The sequence below is a fragment of the Pelagerythrobacter sp. Soil_C_18 genome (genome assembly GCF_057657235.1).
The window spans coordinates 132,778-150,040 of record NZ_JBDGIU010000003.1 but is presented as its reverse complement, the minus strand read 5'-3'; the positions used below and the strand labels follow the sequence as shown (position 1 = coordinate 150,040).

The following is a 17,263-nucleotide window of genomic DNA, read 5'->3' as shown; positions in this document are numbered from 1 at the left end:
GTTGAATTTTGTGTGTTATGCGCTTAACACAGTATGCAGGAGCCGGGCCGCGCCCGGTGAGGAGCGAAGAAGCAGGTATGGCCACCAATCAAACCGCCACGGCGACCGAAACCGATCTGGATCTGGAGCTGACCCCGCCCGATCCGGTACCGCAGGTCACAGCGGAGAAAGCCGCGGGGCTCGTGCCCGTGAGCGAGGAAAAGAAGTCGAAGCTGGACCAGAAGGTCGAGGCGTTCATCGCCGATCTGGTGGCGGAGGACGCGAACTCGCCCGAGTTCGGCCAGAAAGTCGACCAGATCACCAATATGGGCCGCAAGGAGATCATGGCGGCCTCGCAGCATTCGAACCGTTTCCTCGACCGCCCGGTCCGCGCGATGGACAAGGACGAAGGCGTCGGCGCCAATCTGGCCGAGCTGCGCCGCACGGTGGAAGAGCTCGATCCCTCGCGCCGCGGCAAGCTGACCGGCCCGAAGAAGCTGCTCGGCATCATCCCCTTCGGCAACAAGCTGAACGATTACTTCCGCAGCTACCAGAGCGCGCAGACGCACATTCAGGAAATCCTCTCCAAGCTCGCCAACGGCAAGGACGAGCTGCTGATGGACAACGCGGCGATCGACGTCGAACGGTCCAAGCTGTGGGAGGCGATGGGCAATCTGGAGCAGATGATCCATATCTCCCAGGCGCTCGACGAGCGGCTGGAGGAGAAAGCTGCCGAGCTCGATGCGACCGACCGGGCCAAGGCCAAGGCGATCCGCGAAACCGCGCTGTTCTACGTCCGCCAGCGCACGCAGGACCTGCTGACGCAGATGGCGGTCAGCGTTCAGGGTTACCTCGCGCTCGATCTGGTCAAGAAGAACAACGTCGAGCTGGTCAAGGGTGTCGACCGCGCCAGCACCACCACCGTCAGCGCCCTGCGCACGGCGGTGACGGTCAGCGAGGCGATGACCAACCAGCGGCTCGTGCTGCAGCAGATCACCGCGCTCAACGACACGACCGCCGGGATCATCGATTCCACCAGCACCATGCTGCGCGAGCAGACCGGCAAGATCCACGAGCAGGCCGCATCGAGCACAATCCCGCTGGAGACGCTCCAGCGCGCGTTCCAGAACATCTACGACACGATGGACGAGGTCGACACGTTCAAGCTGCGCGCGCTCGATTCCATGAAGCAGACGGTCACGACGCTCAGCAAGGAGGTCGAGAGGTCGAAGGGCTATATCGCCCGCGCCGAAGGACAGGCGCAGGCGCAGTCCAAGATCGGCTCCAGCGAACCGTCGTTGCTGACGCTCGATAGCTGATGCCCGACAGCACGCACGACAGCGACGTGATCCTCGCCGGCGCGCGGCGCTCGCTCGCCGAGAACCGCGCGGGCGGATATCACCGAAGCGCCTCGATCGGGCGCGGGTCGGCCGATCTCAAGACGCGGCACCTGATCGGCAAGGTCAAGCGCATGTTGATCGCCGTGGGCGGGATCGTCGTCGCGGCGATGGTCGCGGGCCTGGTGATCGACGGGATCGGCTTTGCCGGTATCATGGTGACGCTGCTGGCGATCGTCGCGGCGGTCTTCGTGTTCTCGGCTTTCCCGAAGATGAAAGTACCCAGGCGCGCCGAGCTCAACAAGGGTGACACGCGCGAGATGGTGGGTCGCACCGAGCTGTGGCTCGAGCATCAGCGCCCCGCCCTGCCCCCGCCGGCGGCGAAGATCGTCGACGACCTCGGCGTGCAGCTCGACGCTCTGGGCCTCCAGCTGGAGACCGTCGACCAGTCGCACCCCGCGGTGCGTGACGTGCGCCAGCTCGTCGGCGAGCATCTGCCGGAAATGATCGATTCCTACCGCAAGGTGCCGGCGCACCTGCGCGGCGAGAAGCGCGCGGGCGCGACGCCGGACGAGCAGCTCACAGAAGGGCTCGGCCGCATCAGCCGCGAAATCGACAGCGTCACCCGCCAGCTCGCCGACGGCGCGCTCGACGATCTCGCCGTGCGCCACCGCTACCTCGACTATCGCTACGGCGAAGGCGCCACCAAGGACGAAGGCTGATGCGCGTCGCCATCCCGCACGATCTTCCGCGCGAGACGGTGCGCGAGCGGCTGCGTAGCCGCAGCCATGAGATGGCGGACCACATTCCAGGCGGCATGGCCGAAGTGACCACCGCCTGGCCGAGCGAGGACAGCATGACCATGCGCGTCAGCGCCCTGGGACAGAACCTCGACGGCCGCGTCGATATCGAAGAGGGCCAGCTCGTGTTCGAGATCGACCTGCCGCCTGCGCTCGGTTTCGTCGAGCCGATGATCGCCAATGCCGTGCGCCAGCAGGGGCACAAGCTGCTGACGAAGGACTAGCCGCTCGCGCCGCCGAGCTTGCCGACCTTCTGTGCACCCTGGGCGCTCATTACCAGCACCTCGTCGCCGTCGACCACCACGATCACGTCATCGAGCCCGATGCACGAGACACGCGGTCCGTCGCTGTCGATCATGACGTTGCGGCATTCGACCAGCTCGGCCTCGCCGCGCACGACATTGCCGCCCTCGCCGGCCTCCCGTGCCTCGCGCAGCGCGACCCAGTTGCCGATGTCCGACCAGCCCATGTCGACCGGCACGAGCGCGGCGCGGCCGGTGTTTTCCATCACCGCGTAATCGATCGATTCGCCCTCGATCCCGGCAAAGACCGAGGCCGAGGGATGGAACCGCGCCCCGCTGTCCGATCCGCGCGCCACCGCTTCGCGCGCGGCCTGCGCCATCGCAGGGCGGTATTGCGCCAGCTCCTCGAGAAAGGTGCCCGCCCGAAACGCGAAGATCCCGCCGTTCCAGCTGAACTCGCCCGAGGCGAGGAAATCGCGCGCCAGCGCCTCGTTCGGCTTCTCGACGAAGCGCGCCACGTCGTACCCGCCATCGATCGGGGCGCCGCGCTGGATATAGCCGTAACCGGTCTCGGGCCGATCCGGCGCGATGCCGAAGGCGACGAGACGGCCGCGCCCGGCGAGCGCCACGGCGCCGTCCACCGCCGCCAGGAAGGCGCCGGTATCGGCGATGTAGTGGTCGCTCGGACAGACCAGCATGATCGCCTCTTCCGGCAGCAGCGCCGCCGCGAGCGCGATGGCAGGCGCGGTGTTGCGCCCCTCCGGCTCCACCACGATCCGCATGCCGGGCTGCCCCTGCGCCTCGACAAGTTCGAGATGCCGCGCCCCGGTCACCACCATTGGCGGCGCAAACCGCGCCCTGTCGTGGCACCGGGCCAGAGTTGCCTCGAACAGCGATTGCTCGCCCAGCAGGCGCAGGAAGGGCTTGGGGCGATCGGCGCGGCTTCGCGGCCAGAGCCGCGTTCCGCTCCCGCCGCACAAGATCACCGGATGGATGCCGTCGGTCATGCCTGTGCGTCATTCACCAGCTGGCGCGGCAGGGCAAGGCTCAGCACCCTCTCGGTGCCCTTGTGTCCCGATCAGAACCACCGTTGTCGCCAGTAGAACGGCGCCGGGACGGGGCTGCCTTGCGCATCTGTCGCCGGGCGGAAACGCAGCCGCTCGACCACCAGGCGGCAGGTGATCCGGTCCGCTTCAGGGTCGGTACTCGGACGATAGACCGTGCAGTTCGACGCCCGCCCGTCGGTGCCGACGGTCACGCGCACGATCACTTCGGTTCCGCGACGCGCCGCACGCCCGCCCTCGGGCACCGGGTAGTCGCTCGCGTCGTCGATCGAGCCCGCGATATGCTCGGGCTTGGTCACCGCGCCGCCGCCCTGACCACTGCCCCCCTGGCCGCTTCCGGTCCCAGCGCCCTCGCCGCCCGCACCGGTCCCAGCCCCGCTCTCGCTGGCGCCCGAGGTATCAGCGCTGCCGGTGGACGAGGCTCGCGGGGCTGGCACCGGGCGGGGTACGGGGATCGGCGGGTCGGGCACGGCAAGCTCGCGGGGCACCGCCTCGCGCCCCTCCTCGCCCGAAGCGCCGGCGTCAGGCTCGGCTGGGGGTTCGGGCAGGTCCTCGGGCGGCGCCGTGATCGTAACCGTGACCGCCTCGACCACCTGCCGCTCGACCGCGCCGGTAAAGTCCGGCGCAAACGCCTTGGCGAGCCCGTAGATCGCCAGGACGTGCAGCAGCGCGATCAGCGCCAGCGTGCCGAGGCGGGGCTTGCGACGCGAAGTGAAGGAGCCGGTCCCGATCATCCCGCGGATAGAACACCTCCCTCTCGCACTGCGTTCCCCTGGCGAAAGCATACCCGACTATGCGCCGCTCCCGGGCATAAAAAGCGGCGGCGCTCCTCTCGGAACGCCGCCGCCTTTTCAATAGTGCTGGATCGGTTCGTCAGTAGCCGACGACGAGCGAGATGCTCGCCGCGCGCGGCGCGCCGATCTGGGCGAAGGGCACGCTGTCGAGCGAGCCGCCGTAGTAACCGACGTAGAGCTCGTCGAACAGGTTGGTGACGTTGAGCTGGAGCGCCGCTTCCTTGCCCGGCGCGAACTCGCCGAGATTGTAGCGCACGTCGAGATCGACCAGCGTGTAGGACGGCACCGTGGTCTCGTTCAGGTCGTTGACGAAGCGCTTGCCGGTGTACTTGACCTGTGCACCGAATTCGACGGGACCGAAGTTGATCTGACCACGCGCACCGACGGTGTACTTGGGCGAGCCGCTCTCGCGGCTCCCCGCGGTGGGAAGGTAGTAGTCTTGACCGACCGTGGCGACGGTGCAACCGAACTGCGCCGGATCGGGCAGGCCATCGTCATCGAGACCACACTGGCCGCCCAGAACGTCGTCCTTGATCTCGGAGTTGTTGAACGAGCCGAACACATAGAGCAGCGTGTTCGGAGTCGGGCTCCAGGCCACCGAGCCGTCGATGCCGTATTTGTCCACCCGGCCGAGGTTCCGGTAAAGTGTCTCGTCCAGGACCGGATCGTAGGCCGACGCAAGCCGGTTGTTGTAGCGCGTGTACCAGCCAGCGATCTGCGCCGTCAGGTTGCTGCCCAGACCGTAGCGCAGACCGACGTCGAAGCTGTCGGTCGTTTCCGGAACCGGCTGCGATTGGCGAACGTCTGCCAAGTAGAGCGAGTCGTAGAGCGGATCGGTGCCCGGCACCGACAGCCCCTTGGCATAGTTGGCGAACAAGGAGACGTTGCCGAAGTCATAGGTCAGGCCGATGTTCGGGAGCAGCTTGTCGTACTTGTAGGTGCGCGTCTGCGGCGGGGCGTTTTCCGGATTAGCCGCTTCGTAAGCGGCCGTGTCCTGATTGCCGAGACAGTCGACGAAGCCCGATGCCGAGGTCGTGAAGCAGTTCTGATTCAGCTCGCGCTTGAAGAACGGAAGCCGCAGCCCGGCTACAACGCCGAGCGGACCGAACGTGCCGCTATATTCGCCCGACACCTGGTTGAGGATGGCGTAGGACAGACGATCACGCTTGTTCAGGGCGTATCCGTCCGAGGTGAGAACCGGATCGTTCATCGGGAAGACGTCGAACGGCTCACCATTCGCCCGCAGGAAGCCCGTCTGACCTGTCTGCCGGTGACGCGCATGGTCGAGCGTATAGGCCAGGCGGACGCGGTGATCGTCGTTGATGTCGTAGATCAGGTTCGCGATGACGCCATAACGGTCGGTCCGCGTCTGGCTGGGGTCGATACCGGCCACACGATCGAGCAGATCGCCGTCACCGTTGAGGTCCATGCCGTAGTAGTAACCGCCGCCGATGAAGCCGGTGTACTGTACGCCGCCGATCGTCTGGAAACCTTCGCGAAGATCTTCCACGCCGCCGCCATTCGCCTTGACGTACTGGAAGCTCGGATCGACGGTCAGGGTCAGGCCGTCGGACAGAGTGAAGCGCGACGAACCGCGGATATTGCCGGTGTTCGACGGGTTGTAGCGACGGTCGAATTCGACGCCGCAGTTACCGCTGGTCGCGCCGTCGGACCAGGTGTCCGCAACGCCCGGCGTTCCCTGCCCGAAGCCGCCGCCAAGCTGGCTCGCGGGAATCGTGCAGGGATAATTGATGTCGTAGAACCGCTCACGGCCTTCGCCATTCTGCACCATCTCCTTGAGATCGAGCACGTTGAACGAGCCGAAGAAGTTGTTGCGGTTTTCGTTGTAGTGACCGGCCACGGAGATGAAGTCGCCGTTCGACCCGATCTCCTGATAGAGACGGCCGTTGTACTGCTGCTTGCGGACTTCGCCGTAGTTGTTGAACGGATTATCGTAGCGGGTCCACGAAGCCGACACGAACGCCCGCGTGCCGAAGCCGGTGATGTCGCCGGTATCGACCATGCCGAACGCGCGAACGTAGGGGCGGTCGCCGGCGCCCTCGGCGAAAATGTTGCCGTAGCTTGCCGTCGCAACGACACCGAACGTTTCGTCAGGAACCCGCGTGCGCAGGTTCACCGTGCCGCCAGTCGCCGAGGCCGTGGGGCTGTCGACGTCGGTCACGCCGAGGTTGACGTTGACCTGCTCGAGGATCTCGGGGTCGATCTGCTGGTTGGTGTAGAGCGCGTAGTTGCCCGAGTCATTGAGCGGCAGACCGTCGAGCGTCTGCGACACGCGATCGGCGCCGAAGCCGCGGATGGTGAAGCCACCGCCGCCCGAACCCCAGGGGTCGTTGTTCTGGAAGCTGACGCCGGGAACGAGGTTGATGATGTCGTTCACGGTCTGGCCGGGACGCTGACGCCGGATCACTTCCTCGGTCAGCACCTGCTTCGCCTTCGGAGTGTCGGGCACATCGACACCGCCGACGTCGGAGTCGCGCGTGCCGGTCACGATGATGACCTCGTCGTTCTCGAAGTCGACGGAGCCGGTGGACTGGGCATGTGCCGTGGAAGGCATCACGGCCGCGGCGGAAAGGCTGACGACGCTGGCAGCCAGGAGGTACTTGAGCTTCATGAAAACGATCCCTTCGGTGAGGCTCGGTTACGGGGGTGGAAACGGATGCCGGGCCGATAGGCACGAACCGCGACGCTAGGAAGTCGCTTTTGTTACCAAATAGTGACAGTCCCGCGCCTCACGCCTCCAACCCCTCGGCAATTCGCTAGAAAGCGCGGATTCGCTGGGGTTTCGCGCTGTTGCTGCAATGCAACATCACGGGAGATTCTTGCAATCCGGTGGAAAACCGGCGTCGATCTCAGACGAGATTGATCTCGCGCAGCCGCTGCATCAGGAAATCGTGGCTCGATATAGGGGCAGGGGGCGCCTCCCTCGACTCGGGGTCGATGCAGCTTTCCAGCGTCTCGATCGTAAAATCAGGTCGGAAGTGGAGGAAGAACGGCATCGAGTAGCGCGACCGATAAGCCGCCTCGCCGCGCGGATTGACCACACGGTGCGTGGTCGAGCGGAGCCTGCCGTTGGTCAGCCGGTCGAGCATGTCGCCGATATTCACCACCAGCGCGCCTTCCGGAACCTCGATCGCCTTCCATTCGCCGCTCGCGGTCAACAGCTCGAGCCCGGCCTCCTCGGCGCCGAGCAGCAGGGTGATCGTGTTGATGTCGCCGTGCGCGGCGGCGCGGATCGCGCCCTCGGCATCCGAACCGGTCAGCGGCGGATAGTGCAGGAGGCGCATGACCGAGTTGCCATCTTCCACCGTCTTCGCAAACCAGTCCTGCGGCAGATCCAGGTGGAGCGCGATCGCCTCCAGCACGCGCGCGCCGGCCTTTTCGAATGCGGCGTAGAGCGCTTCGAAGGCCTCCCGGAAGTCGGCGATCTCGGTCGGCCAGACGTTCGGCGCCATGTATTCGGCGAGCGGATGATCTTCCGGCAGCGAGCGGCCGACGTGCCAGAATTCCTTGAGATCGTGGACCGAAGCATCCTTGGCCTTCTCGGTGCCGAACGGAGTGTATCCGCGCGCGCCGCCGCCGCCGGGGATGTGGTAGGCGCGCTTGACCTCGTCCGGCAGGGCGAAGAACGCCCTGGAGAGGTCTTCCGCCTTCGCGATCAGGTCGGCCGGGATGCCGTGATCGCGGATCACCGCGAAGCCGTATTCCTCGAAGCTGCGGCCGATCTCCTCCGAAACTTCGGACAGCGGGCGGGCGATGGAAACGGAAGCGATCTCGGACATGGCTGCGACTCAATAAGGTAGGAACAGGCCCGCCAGCGCAGCGCTCATCAGGTTGGCGAGACTGCCCGCGGCCAGCGCGCGCAGGCCCAGCTTCGCGATGACCGGGCGTTGATTCGGCGCGAGTCCGCCCGTAACCGCCATCTGGATCGCAATCGAGGAAAAATTGGCGAAGCCGCAGAGGGCGAAGGTGATGATCGCGCGGCTACGGTCGGTCAGCGCCTCGAGCTGGCCGAGCTCGATGAAGGCCACGAATTCGTTGAGCACGATCTTGGTGCCGAACAGGCCGCCCGCGACGCCCGCCTCTTCCCAAGGTACCCCGATCAGGAACATGACCGGCGCGAACAGCCAGCCGAGCACCATCTGGAACGACAGCTCCGGTTGCCCGAACAGCCCGCCGGCCGCTCCCAGGATGCCGTTGGCAAGGGCCACCAGCGCGACGAAGGCCAGCACCATGGCACCGACCGCCACGGCCAGCTTGACGCCCGTCTGAGCGCCTTGTGCGGCCGCCTCGATGATATTGGCGGGCCTGTGCCCTTCCTCGAACGTCTCCGCGACCTCGACTTCGTGGGCCTTGTCGCCTTCGGTGATCGCGGCGGGACCCTCGGCGCTGATCCGCCCCCGGGGCAGCACGATCTCGCCTTCCGCCTCGGGCGAGGGTTCGTCGTCGTCGGGCATGATGATCTTGGCCATCAGGATGCCGCCGGGCGCCGACATGAAGGCCGCGGCAAGCAGGAACGGCAGGTATTCGTTGCCGAGCAATCCGGCGTAGGCCGCGAGGATCGTCCCCGCGACACCGGCCATGCCGACGCTCATCAGCGTGAACAGCCGGCTGGGGGAGAGGGCGGCGAGGTAAGGGCGGACCACCAGCGGGCTTTCCGACTGGCCAACGAAAATATTCGCCGCGGCACCGAGCGATTCCACGCGGCTGATGCCGGTGACCCAGCCGATCGCACCGCCAACCCAGCGCACCACGCGCTGCATCACGCCGAGGTAGTAGAGGATCGAGACGATCGAGGCGAAGAACACGATCACCGGCAGGGCGCCGAGCGCGAAGGTATTCTCCAGGGGGTTGTCCGCCCCGAAGAGGAACGCCGTGCCCGCATCGGCGTAGGACAGGAGCGCCGCGACCCCGTCGCTCATACCCTTGATCGCCGCCCGCCCCCACGGCGTGCGCAGAACCAGGAATGCAAGCAGGGCCTGCAGGGCAAAGGCCGCGGCTACCACCCGCAGGCGGATGCGGCGCTTGCCCGTCGACAGCAGAAAGGCGAGCGCCAGGATAGCAACGATCCCGAGCAGGCTGGTGACGATTGGATGCATGGATAGCCCTGTTCGGCGAGATACCTAAGCCGCTCTCTTGCCTGCCCGGCATCCACAGTCAAACCGGCAGCGCCGCTTAGCCACGCTTCCCTTTTTGCCGGCGAGACAATAGGCGACCTTCCATGAACGACGCGCCCGCTGCCAACTCCATCCCCCGCTCGCTGTTCGTCTTCGCGCTGGTCTATGGCGGGATGACGGTTCTGGCGGGGTTCCTCGCGGTCAAGCAGGTCATGCTGTGGCCGACCTCGCTGGGGGTGGAATCGGGCATCTTCGCCTTTCTGATCCTGGTCGTACTGTCGAGCGCGACCGCGCAGGTTCACGGAGCGCCGGCAGCCAACCGGCTGGTGGTCTGGGGCTTCCTGCCGCTCGCCATGTCGATCGTGCTGATCCTGGTGGTCCTGCGCCTGCCGGCCGATCCGGCCATGTGGCCCGAAGGACTGGAGGCGTTCCAGCTCATCCATGCGACGACGCCGCGGATCATGGCGGCCGGCCCGGTCGCCTATCTCGTTTCGCTGCTGCTCAACGTGTGGATCTTCTCCAGGCTGCGCGGAGAGGGCGATACGAACGGCAGCGCCGGCCTGATGGTGCGCGGCGCGGTCGCTTCGGCGCTCAGCCAGGCGATCGATTCGGTCATCTTCATCACTCTCGCTTTCGGCGGGGAGCGCGAGATCGGATCGCTTATCGCGGGCCAGGCATTGGCGAAGATCGTGCTGTCGCTTGTCCTCGTGCCCTTCCTGATCGCGATCGCGGTGAAGATCGCGCGGCGGCTCGATCGAGTCTAAGGTTTTCCGGCGGCGTCGAGCAGGTCCATGAAGTTGCGGGCCGCTTCGCGCTCTTCGTGGCTTCCGAAGACCTCGTCCAGATCGGGCGCGGCGCCAAGCATGTAGAGCAGGCTCCACAGCGCAAAGCGCTTGCCGGAATCGGTCTCGAGCCCGAGATCCACCTGACATCGCTCGACTCCCGCAGCTAGCGCGGACGCGGGCACGGAATCGATGTCGTCGGTAGCAAAATAGCGGCGGAGAAGGTCGTCGAGGTCCATCGGGGATGTCTAGCGCAGATCGCGGCCAGCGGCCATGCACCGCCGGCACCTCAATCCAGCGGCAGCTCGGTCGTGGCCTTGATCTCGGACAGGGCGACGGTGGAATTGATCTCCTGAACGCCGGGCAACTTGCTGAGCTGATCGAAGAAGAAGCGTTCGTAGGCGTCGATGTCCTTCGCCACGACCCGCAGCATGAAATCCATCGTCCCCATCAGGACATAGGCGTCGAGCACTTCGGGAAAGCCGCGGATCGTTTCGCTGAACTCGTCGAGATTGGCGCGGCCGTGGGCGTTGAGCTTCACCTGGGCGAAGACGTGGGCATTGAGGCCGACCTTGCGCCGGTCGACGATCGCTACGCGCTTGCGGATGTAGCCCTCGCGCTCGAGCCGATCGATGCGGCGCCAGCAGGGGGAGGCGGAGAGGCCCACCCGTTCGGCGATCTGCGCCGTCGTCTGATTCGCATCGCGCTGCAATTCGCGGAGAATCTTTTTCTCGTATCGATCAAGCTCGGCCATTTGTTTCGTATAATGCCTTATCGTGGGTATAACTATCCCTCAAACAAACTGCGCTGCTGCCAAAACGACAAAGTTTCTCCGGCGGACCGGTGCGATGATCGTCGCAAGCTCGTGAAGGAGAGACTTGCATGGTTGCCCGCCCCGCCCGCCTGACCCCGCCGCTGCAGTGTGTGCCGCTGCGCGACCCCGAGAGCGATCTCGAAGGCGTGATCGTCATCCACTCGACCGCGCTGGGACCAGGCGCCGGCGGATGCCGCTTCTGGAGCTACCCCGACATGGACCGCGCACGGGCCGATGCGATGCGGCTGGCCGAAGGGATGAGTTACAAGAACGCGCTCGCCGGCCTGCCGCTCGGCGGCGCCAAGGCGGTCCTGCGCAGGCCGGAGGGAGAATTCGACCGCGCGCGCCTGTTCCGCGCCTTCGGCCGTGCGGTCGAGGAACTCGGCGGGCGTTACGTCACGGCCGAGGATGTCGGCACTTCGGTCGCCGACATGCAGGAAGTCGCAAGGGCCACGCGCCACGTCGCGGGCTTGCCGCCTGCCGAAGGGCGCGCGGGCGGCGATCCCTCGCCCTGGACGGCGCACGGCGTGTTCGAATCGATGCAGGCCGCGGCCGCCTTTGCGCTCGGCAGCGGTCTGGCAGGCCAGACCGTGGCCGTGCAGGGAACGGGCAATGTCGGCGCGGACCTCTGCCGCCATCTGGCCGAGGCCGGTGCGCGCCTGGTCATTGCGGATCCGAACCCCGCGCAGCGCGAGGAGCTGCGCGCCACGCTCGGCGCAAAGGTCGTCGGAGTGGACGAGATCGCCGAAGTCGAGGCGGACGTATTCGCGCCGTGTGCGCTCGGGGGCGTGCTGACCCGCGAGAGCGTCAGCACGCTGAGGGCGCGGTTGGTCTGCGGCGCCGCGAACAACCAGCTCGCCAGCCCCGAGGTCGGCGCCATGCTGCTCGACCGGGGAATCGCCTACGTCCCGGACTACGTCGCAAACGCAGGCGGGATCATCAGCGTGTCTGCCGAGTACCTTGGCGAGACCGAAGCCGATGTGGCGCAGCGTGTCGCTGCCATTGCCCCGCGCGTTGCCGAGATCCTCGATCGCGCCGCACGCGAAGGCCGCTCGTCCGCTGCTGTTGCCGACGAGATGGCGGAAGAAGTCATCGCCCGGGCGCAGCGAGCGGCAGCCTGAGGCGCATTTTGCAATGCACCAGTTCCGTATCGACGCGATTGCCGACCCGCAGTCGCTGCCGCGCGTGGCCGACGCATTCGCGCAGCGCGGGATCATTCCCGACACCGTCTCGGCGCGCTTCGACGGCGATACCGTGCGGATCGAAGTGACGGTTTCGGGGCTGGATCCCCGGCAGGCGGCGGTCGTCGCGGCGAAGCTGGGCGCAACCGTGGTGGCTATCGCGGTGAGGCTCCAGGCGGTGGAGGAAGTCTTCGCCTAGGGCCGAGGTTCCTCGCCCTGCGCGGCAAGGATGCGCAGCACGTTGCCGCTCCACATCTTCTCGATATCGGCGTCGGAGTAGCCCGCGGCCTCGAGCCGCTCGGTCACCTTGGGAAGCGCCGAAATATCCTCGATCCCCGCAAGGCCGCCGCCGCCGTCCCAGTCGGCGCCGAAGCAGATATGATCCACCCCGCCGACTTCGATCGCGCGCAGGACCATCGCCATGTAGTCTTCGAAATCGGCGGCCCACATGGGCTCGGTCTTGTCGAGTTCGCGCCACTTGCGGGTGAGTTCGGCCTGCTCGTCCGGCGTCATCCCCCCGATCTGCTCGTACTGCCCGAACAGCTCGGCGCGCGCGGGCGTCATGTTCATCTCCGACATGAAGATGGTCGAGATGCACATCGCGCCGCCTTTCGCCGCGAGCTTGCGCAGACGCTCCTCGTCGAGATTGCGCGGGTGATCGTAGGCCGAGCGCAGGCTCGAATGCGAAAGGATGATCGGGTACTTCGACAGCTCGAGAAGCTGGTCGAACGCGGCGTCCGAGGAGTGGCTGGCGTCGATGACGATGCCGAGCCGGTTCATCTCCGCCACCCATTTCCTGCCGAGGGGACTCAGGCCGTTCCAGCGCGCTTCGCCGGTTGCGGAATCGGCGAACTGGTTGGTCGCCGAATGCACCGGGCCGGCCATGCGGACGCCCTCGTCGTAGAATTCCTGCAGCAGCGAGAGATCCTCGCCCAGCGGATAGCTGTTCTCGATTGCCTTGAACGCGATCAGCTTACCCTCGGCATTCAGCCGCCGCGCGTCCCCGGCCGTGAGCGCGGGGGCGATAGCATCGCCGTGCTTCGCGATAATGCCGTCGATCAGGTCCGACCGCTCGCGCGCAAAGGCCAGCGCGTCGGCATAGCCTTCGGGCGTCAGCGGACCCTGCTCGGTATAGATGACGAAGAACCCGCCATCGAGCGCACCGTCCTTCATCCGCGGAATGTCGAGCTGCACGAGGTCGCTCGCCAGCGCGTGCCGGTCTGCGAAGCTCCACCCTTCGCGCTCGAAATGGAGCGGCGTGTCGAGGTGGGTGTCGAGCACCAGCATGTCCGCGTGCACCGGTGCAGGCAACGCGGTCTTCTCTTCGCCTGCGGCCGAGCAGGACGCGAGCGCCGTGGCGGCGAGCAGCAGGGCGGGCTTCTTCATTTTTCTTCCTCCACGGGCTTCAGATCGAGATCCTGGTAGTCCCAACTGAAGTCGGCGATAACGCTCACCGGCTTCATGGTCACGCCGGTCACCTTGCCGTCCGCATCGAGCGCGAACGTAACGTAGGCCGGCTCGATCGCCGGATCGTCGAATTCGGTGACGAAGCTGTCGTATTGCCAATGCTTCAGGCGCCCGGCCATGTTGGGCGTAGTGGTGAAGTCGATCGTCAGCCCCTCGGACGCCGTACCGATCACCACGTCCCCGTACCAGGCGTCGCGATACCGCCCGGCATAACGTGGGAGATCAAGCGATGGGCCGACGTCGACCGGCGAGGCTTTCGCCTGCTCGAGATATTCCTTGCCGCCCTGTAGCCGCGCCTCGAACCAGTCCTGCCACTTGGTCGTCCAGTCAAAGTCCGGCTGGTCGAGGTAGTGGTCGAGCAGATCGTAGGTCAGGCCGAGGATCATGCCGCTGTCTTCGCCGTTCATCATGATCGCAAAGCCGACGTTGCGGTCGGGGATCATCACCACGCGGGTGATCGAACCGAATACGCCGCCGCCGTGCTGGATGATGCGGTGGCCGCGATAGTCCTGCACCTGCCAGCCGAGCGCATAGGCCTGCTGCGTAGGCTGTGCGGGCTTGAGGTTGTCGGGCAGCTCGGTGATCGGCATCGGCGTCACCGGCGCCCACATCTCCTTCGCCTGCTCCGCGCTGAACAGCCGCCCGCCGCCGGGCAGCGCACCGTGCGCGAGCTGGATCTTGAGCCAGGCCGCCATGTCCTCCGCGCTCAGCGCAAGCCCACCGGCGGGCGCGGCGCTGCGGCCGAGTTCGTCCCGCTCGTCGAGCACCTGCTGCGGCCCGAGACCGCGCAAGGCGCCTGAGAGGCGCGCGTGCGGCCACGAGCGGTTGGGCGTGCGGAAACGCTCGGCGCTGTCGCTGGTCGCGTTCTCCATCCCGCCCGCGCGCAGCACGCGGTCGCGCATGAACACTTCCCACGTCTTGCCCGTCACCTCCTCGATCAACTGCCCGGCGACCGCGTAGAGGATATTGTCGTAGGCGTAGGCCGAGCGGAAGCTCGTCTTGGGCTCGAGGAAAGCGACCCGCTCGACCGTCTCGCGGCGAGTGAGGCTGCTGCGGGGTACGAACAGCAGGTCGCCCTGCCCCAGGCCGAGACCGCTGCGATGGACGAGCAGGTCGCGGATCGTGATCTCGCGCGTGACCCAGGGATCGTACATGCGAAACCAGGGCATATGCTCGATCACCGGGTCGTCCCATTCGATCTTGCCCTCGTCGACGAGGATCGCGAGCGCGGCGGAGGTCATCGCCTTGCCGGTCGAGCCGGTCTGGAACAGCGTTTCCGCATCGATCGGCGCCGGCTCGTCCAGCTTGCGCACGCCCCAACCGCGCGCGAGCGTCGTCTCCCCGTCCTCGACGATCGCGATCGCCACGCCGACCGCGCCGATCTCCTGCCGCAGCGCCTCCACGCTTTCGCCGATGTCGGCCGGCGGCTCGGCCGATGCCGGCGCGGAAACGGCGAGCAGAAACGAAACGGCCAGCAGGCGTACAAAGTTCATGACGATACCTCCGGTCGGGGTTCGCGGTCTCCGCGCAGGAGACGATAGGTGCCGATGCCGAGAAGCGGCGCGATGAAGACGGCGAGGAACAGCCAGGCGAGGAAGCGGTAACCGCTCGCGATCAGGTCGATGAGCCCGATGCGGGCGGCGACGAACATGCACCCGCCGAGAATTGCCGCGCCGATCAGCGCGCGCGCGGCCGGGCCGGGCGCAAGGTGGCCGCGTGCTTCGAACGCGCCCGCAATGCGCTCGTTGACCGCATGAAGCGCGCCCACTCCGCTTTCGAGCAAGGCGGTGAAGATCATCACCTGGAACAGGACCTGGAAACCCGGGACGTCCATTTGCCTGAGGAGGAAGTCCGACGGCAGCGTCTCGTCGCCGATTGCGGGATAGAACGCCATCATCGCGACGAAGAAGAGTATTGCCGGCAGCATCGTCAGCGGCCCGGCCACGGCGCCGGCGATCAGCGCATCGCGCCGGCTCGTCAGGTGTCGCAGCACCGGCAGGATCACCACCGCGCCGACGATGTTGTAGCTCGCATACGTCACGCCGCCCGCCATCCAGCCGCCCGACGGAGCCGGCGCGGCGGCGAAGCTGCGCTCGATCAGGTCGCCGAAGCTGGTCAGCGCGAAGACGATGAACAGCGCATAGACGGCGTAGATCAGCATCGAGGCGTATTTGAACAAGCGCTCGACCGCGGCCGTGCCGAAGGCCGTCGTCATCAGGATCGCCGCGGCGAGCAGGATCGATCCGGCCAGTTCGGGCCAGCCGAAGGTCGCCGCGCCGATCGCCCCCGCCGCAGCGCCGAACACGGCCAGGATCAGGACGACGAAGATCAGATAGGCGATCTCGAACAGCACCCAGGCCGGACCGAGCAGTTCCTTGAAGAAGCTGCGATAATCGTAGGCGTTCATCGACCGCGCGAAGGCGAAGGTCAGGGCGGCGACGACGCTCCAGATCAGCGTCGCCAGCAACATTCCCGCCAGCCCGCCCCATGGCCCGGCCGGCACGAAATACTCGGCCAGCTCGCGCCCCGTGGCGTAGCCTCCGCCGATGATCACCGCCTTGAGCGCGAAGCCGGGCAGCAGGAAGCGCTGGAACCAGTTCCCCCCGCCGGCCGCTTCGCCCGCGCTCATGCGAGGCAGCTGTCGACGAGTTCGGCGAAGGCGTTACCTCCGCGAATCGGGTCGGCGACCGGGATGTTGAGCCGCTCGCGCTCCGCCGCCATCAGCGCCTCCGCCTCCTGCGCGCCGAGGCTCGAGGTATTGAGGCTGATGCCGCCGCAGCGGATCGCCGGATTGGTGCGGCTGCCGAGGCGGATCGTGAGGTCGACCACCTCCTCGACAGAGGGCAGAGCGAAGTCTTCGAGCCCCAGGATCACCTTGCGCGCGGGATCGTGGCAGACGACGAAGACGTCGGGCTGGCTGCCGTGCAGCAGGCCCAGCGACACCGCGGCGTAGGCCGGATTGAAGATCGAGCCCTGCCCTTCGATCACATCCCAGTGATCGGCGGGCGCGTCCGGGCTCAGGATCTCGGCCGCGCCGGCCTCGAAATCGGACACGACGGCATCCATCGGAATGCCGCCGCCCGCGATCATGATGCCCGTCTGGCCAGTGGCGCGGAAATCCGCGTCGATGCCGCGCTCCACGAAGGCGCGATGGAGCGCGAGCGCGGTGTACTTCTTGCCCAGCGCACAGTCGGTGCCCACGGTCAGCAGCCGCTTGCCGCTGCGGTTGCGCCCGTTGCCGACCGGAATACCCGGCGGCGGACTGCGCACGTCGATCAGCCGCCTACCCGTGCGCCGCGCCGCGTCGGCCAGTGCGGGAATGCTGTCGAGCCGGACGTGGAGGCCGCTGACGATATCGAGCCCGGCCTCCATCGCCTCCACCAGCGCCGCGACCCACCGTCCGCTGATCACGCCGCCCTGGTTGGCGACGCCGATCACCAGCGAGCGTGCACCGGCCCCGCGCGCCTCATCCGGCGTCATGCGCGGCAGCCCCGTCGAGACTGCGCAGCCGTCCACCCCGAACTCGCCGACGCAGCGGTCGGCCGCCCAGTCGGCCAGCCCGAACGCCGTCTTGGCAAAGCTCGGCTCGGTCGTATCGCCAAGGAACAGCAGATAGGGCTGCGGCAGCACCATGGCGTCGGCCGGCCTGCCGATTGGAGCGTTCATCT

The 17,263-nt window shown here is 66.7% G+C and carries 17 protein-coding genes; 6 read left to right on the top strand and 11 right to left on the bottom strand.

Features of this window, described 5'->3' with window-relative positions:
• The first annotated feature begins 77 nt into the window (after positions 1 to 77).
• Genes AC3A5N_RS08800 through AC3A5N_RS08790 form a run of 3 tightly spaced genes read left to right on the top strand, consistent with a single transcriptional unit; the run spans position 78 to position 2,340 of the window.
• Positions 78 to 1,298 carry a toxic anion resistance protein gene (locus tag AC3A5N_RS08800; protein WP_487736946.1) on the top strand — a complete coding sequence of 407 codons (1,221 nt, stop codon included), beginning with the start codon at positions 78 to 80 and terminating at the stop codon, positions 1,296 to 1,298.
• Entirely contained in the window at positions 1,298 to 2,038 is a 741-nt protein-coding gene (locus AC3A5N_RS08795; RefSeq protein WP_487736945.1) for a hypothetical protein, read from the top strand. The genes AC3A5N_RS08800 and AC3A5N_RS08795 overlap by 1 nt, the downstream gene beginning before the upstream one ends.
• A complete protein-coding gene (locus AC3A5N_RS08790; protein ID WP_487736944.1) occupies positions 2,038 to 2,340 on the top strand; it encodes a polyhydroxyalkanoic acid system family protein in 303 nt (100 codons plus the stop codon). Before AC3A5N_RS08795 ends, AC3A5N_RS08790 begins: the two co-directional genes overlap by 1 nt.
• Here AC3A5N_RS08790 and AC3A5N_RS08785 read toward each other — a convergent pair.
• The 5 genes from AC3A5N_RS08785 to AC3A5N_RS08765 all read right to left on the bottom strand — a co-directional run bounded on the left by AC3A5N_RS08785 (position 2,337) and on the right by AC3A5N_RS08765 (position 9,333).
• On the bottom strand, positions 2,337 to 3,365 hold the full coding sequence (locus AC3A5N_RS08785) for a mannose-1-phosphate guanylyltransferase (RefSeq protein WP_487736943.1): 1,029 nt from the start codon (positions 3,363 to 3,365) through the stop codon (positions 2,337 to 2,339). The genes AC3A5N_RS08790 and AC3A5N_RS08785 overlap by 4 nt on opposite strands.
• Before the next feature lie 71 nt (positions 3,366 to 3,436).
• Complete coding sequence (locus tag AC3A5N_RS08780) at positions 3,437 to 4,156, bottom strand: TonB family protein (protein ID WP_487736942.1); 720 nt, start codon at positions 4,154 to 4,156, stop codon at positions 3,437 to 3,439.
• Positions 4,157 to 4,295: 139 nt separating this feature from the next.
• Positions 4,296 to 6,848: a TonB-dependent receptor gene (locus AC3A5N_RS08775; protein ID WP_487736941.1), complete on the bottom strand. Its 2,553-nt coding sequence runs from the start codon at positions 6,846 to 6,848 to the stop codon at positions 4,296 to 4,298.
• A 238-nt stretch (positions 6,849 to 7,086) separates the two neighbouring features.
• Entirely contained in the window at positions 7,087 to 8,016 is a 930-nt protein-coding gene (locus tag AC3A5N_RS08770; protein WP_487736940.1) for an isopenicillin N synthase family dioxygenase, read from the bottom strand.
• A 9-nt stretch (positions 8,017 to 8,025) separates the two neighbouring features.
• Positions 8,026 to 9,333, bottom strand: coding sequence for a NupC/NupG family nucleoside CNT transporter (locus AC3A5N_RS08765; protein WP_487736939.1), 1,308 nt, complete (start codon positions 9,331 to 9,333; stop codon positions 8,026 to 8,028).
• Positions 9,334 to 9,455: 122 nt separating this feature from the next.
• Here AC3A5N_RS08765 and AC3A5N_RS08760 point away from each other — a divergent pair, with 122 nt between their 5' ends.
• Positions 9,456 to 10,115 (top strand): queuosine precursor transporter, encoded by a 660-nt coding sequence (locus tag AC3A5N_RS08760; protein WP_487736938.1) that lies wholly within the window; start codon positions 9,456 to 9,458, stop codon positions 10,113 to 10,115.
• On the opposite strand, the gene AC3A5N_RS08755 is transcribed toward AC3A5N_RS08760, so the two are convergent.
• A complete protein-coding gene (locus AC3A5N_RS08755) occupies positions 10,112 to 10,372 on the bottom strand; it encodes a hypothetical protein (protein ID WP_487736937.1) in 261 nt (86 codons plus the stop codon). The two genes, AC3A5N_RS08760 and AC3A5N_RS08755, sit on opposite strands and share 4 nt — an antisense overlap.
• A gap of 50 nt (positions 10,373 to 10,422) precedes the next feature.
• Positions 10,423 to 10,887, bottom strand: a complete 465-nt coding sequence (locus tag AC3A5N_RS08750) for an Lrp/AsnC family transcriptional regulator (protein ID WP_487736936.1) — start codon at positions 10,885 to 10,887, stop codon at positions 10,423 to 10,425.
• Positions 10,888 to 11,015: 128 nt separating this feature from the next.
• Here AC3A5N_RS08750 and AC3A5N_RS08745 point away from each other — a divergent pair, with 128 nt between their 5' ends.
• Both AC3A5N_RS08745 and AC3A5N_RS08740 read left to right on the top strand, forming a co-directional pair.
• Positions 11,016 to 12,068: a Leu/Phe/Val dehydrogenase gene (locus AC3A5N_RS08745; protein ID WP_487736935.1), complete on the top strand. Its 1,053-nt coding sequence runs from the start codon at positions 11,016 to 11,018 to the stop codon at positions 12,066 to 12,068.
• 13 nt (positions 12,069 to 12,081) lie between these two features.
• Complete coding sequence (locus tag AC3A5N_RS08740) at positions 12,082 to 12,327, top strand: hypothetical protein (protein WP_487736934.1); 246 nt, start codon at positions 12,082 to 12,084, stop codon at positions 12,325 to 12,327.
• Here the strand turns inward: AC3A5N_RS08740 and AC3A5N_RS08735 are convergent.
• From AC3A5N_RS08735 to AC3A5N_RS08720, 4 genes are read right to left on the bottom strand one after another with little or no spacing between them, the layout of a single operon-like run.
• Positions 12,324 to 13,514 carry a dipeptidase gene (locus tag AC3A5N_RS08735; RefSeq protein WP_487736933.1) on the bottom strand — a complete coding sequence of 397 codons (1,191 nt, stop codon included), beginning with the start codon at positions 13,512 to 13,514 and terminating at the stop codon, positions 12,324 to 12,326. The two genes, AC3A5N_RS08740 and AC3A5N_RS08735, sit on opposite strands and share 4 nt — an antisense overlap.
• Positions 13,511 to 15,088 carry a serine hydrolase gene (locus AC3A5N_RS08730; protein WP_487736932.1) on the bottom strand — a complete coding sequence of 526 codons (1,578 nt, stop codon included), beginning with the start codon at positions 15,086 to 15,088 and terminating at the stop codon, positions 13,511 to 13,513. The genes AC3A5N_RS08735 and AC3A5N_RS08730 overlap by 4 nt, the downstream gene beginning before the upstream one ends.
• Positions 15,085 to 16,224: a YkvI family membrane protein gene (locus AC3A5N_RS08725; protein ID WP_487736931.1), complete on the bottom strand. Its 1,140-nt coding sequence runs from the start codon at positions 16,222 to 16,224 to the stop codon at positions 15,085 to 15,087. The genes AC3A5N_RS08730 and AC3A5N_RS08725 overlap by 4 nt, the downstream gene beginning before the upstream one ends.
• Positions 16,221 to 17,261 carry an N-acetyltransferase DgcN family protein gene (locus tag AC3A5N_RS08720; RefSeq protein WP_487736930.1) on the bottom strand — a complete coding sequence of 347 codons (1,041 nt, stop codon included), beginning with the start codon at positions 17,259 to 17,261 and terminating at the stop codon, positions 16,221 to 16,223. The genes AC3A5N_RS08725 and AC3A5N_RS08720 overlap by 4 nt, the downstream gene beginning before the upstream one ends.
• Between the last annotated feature and the right edge of the window lie 2 nt (positions 17,262 to 17,263).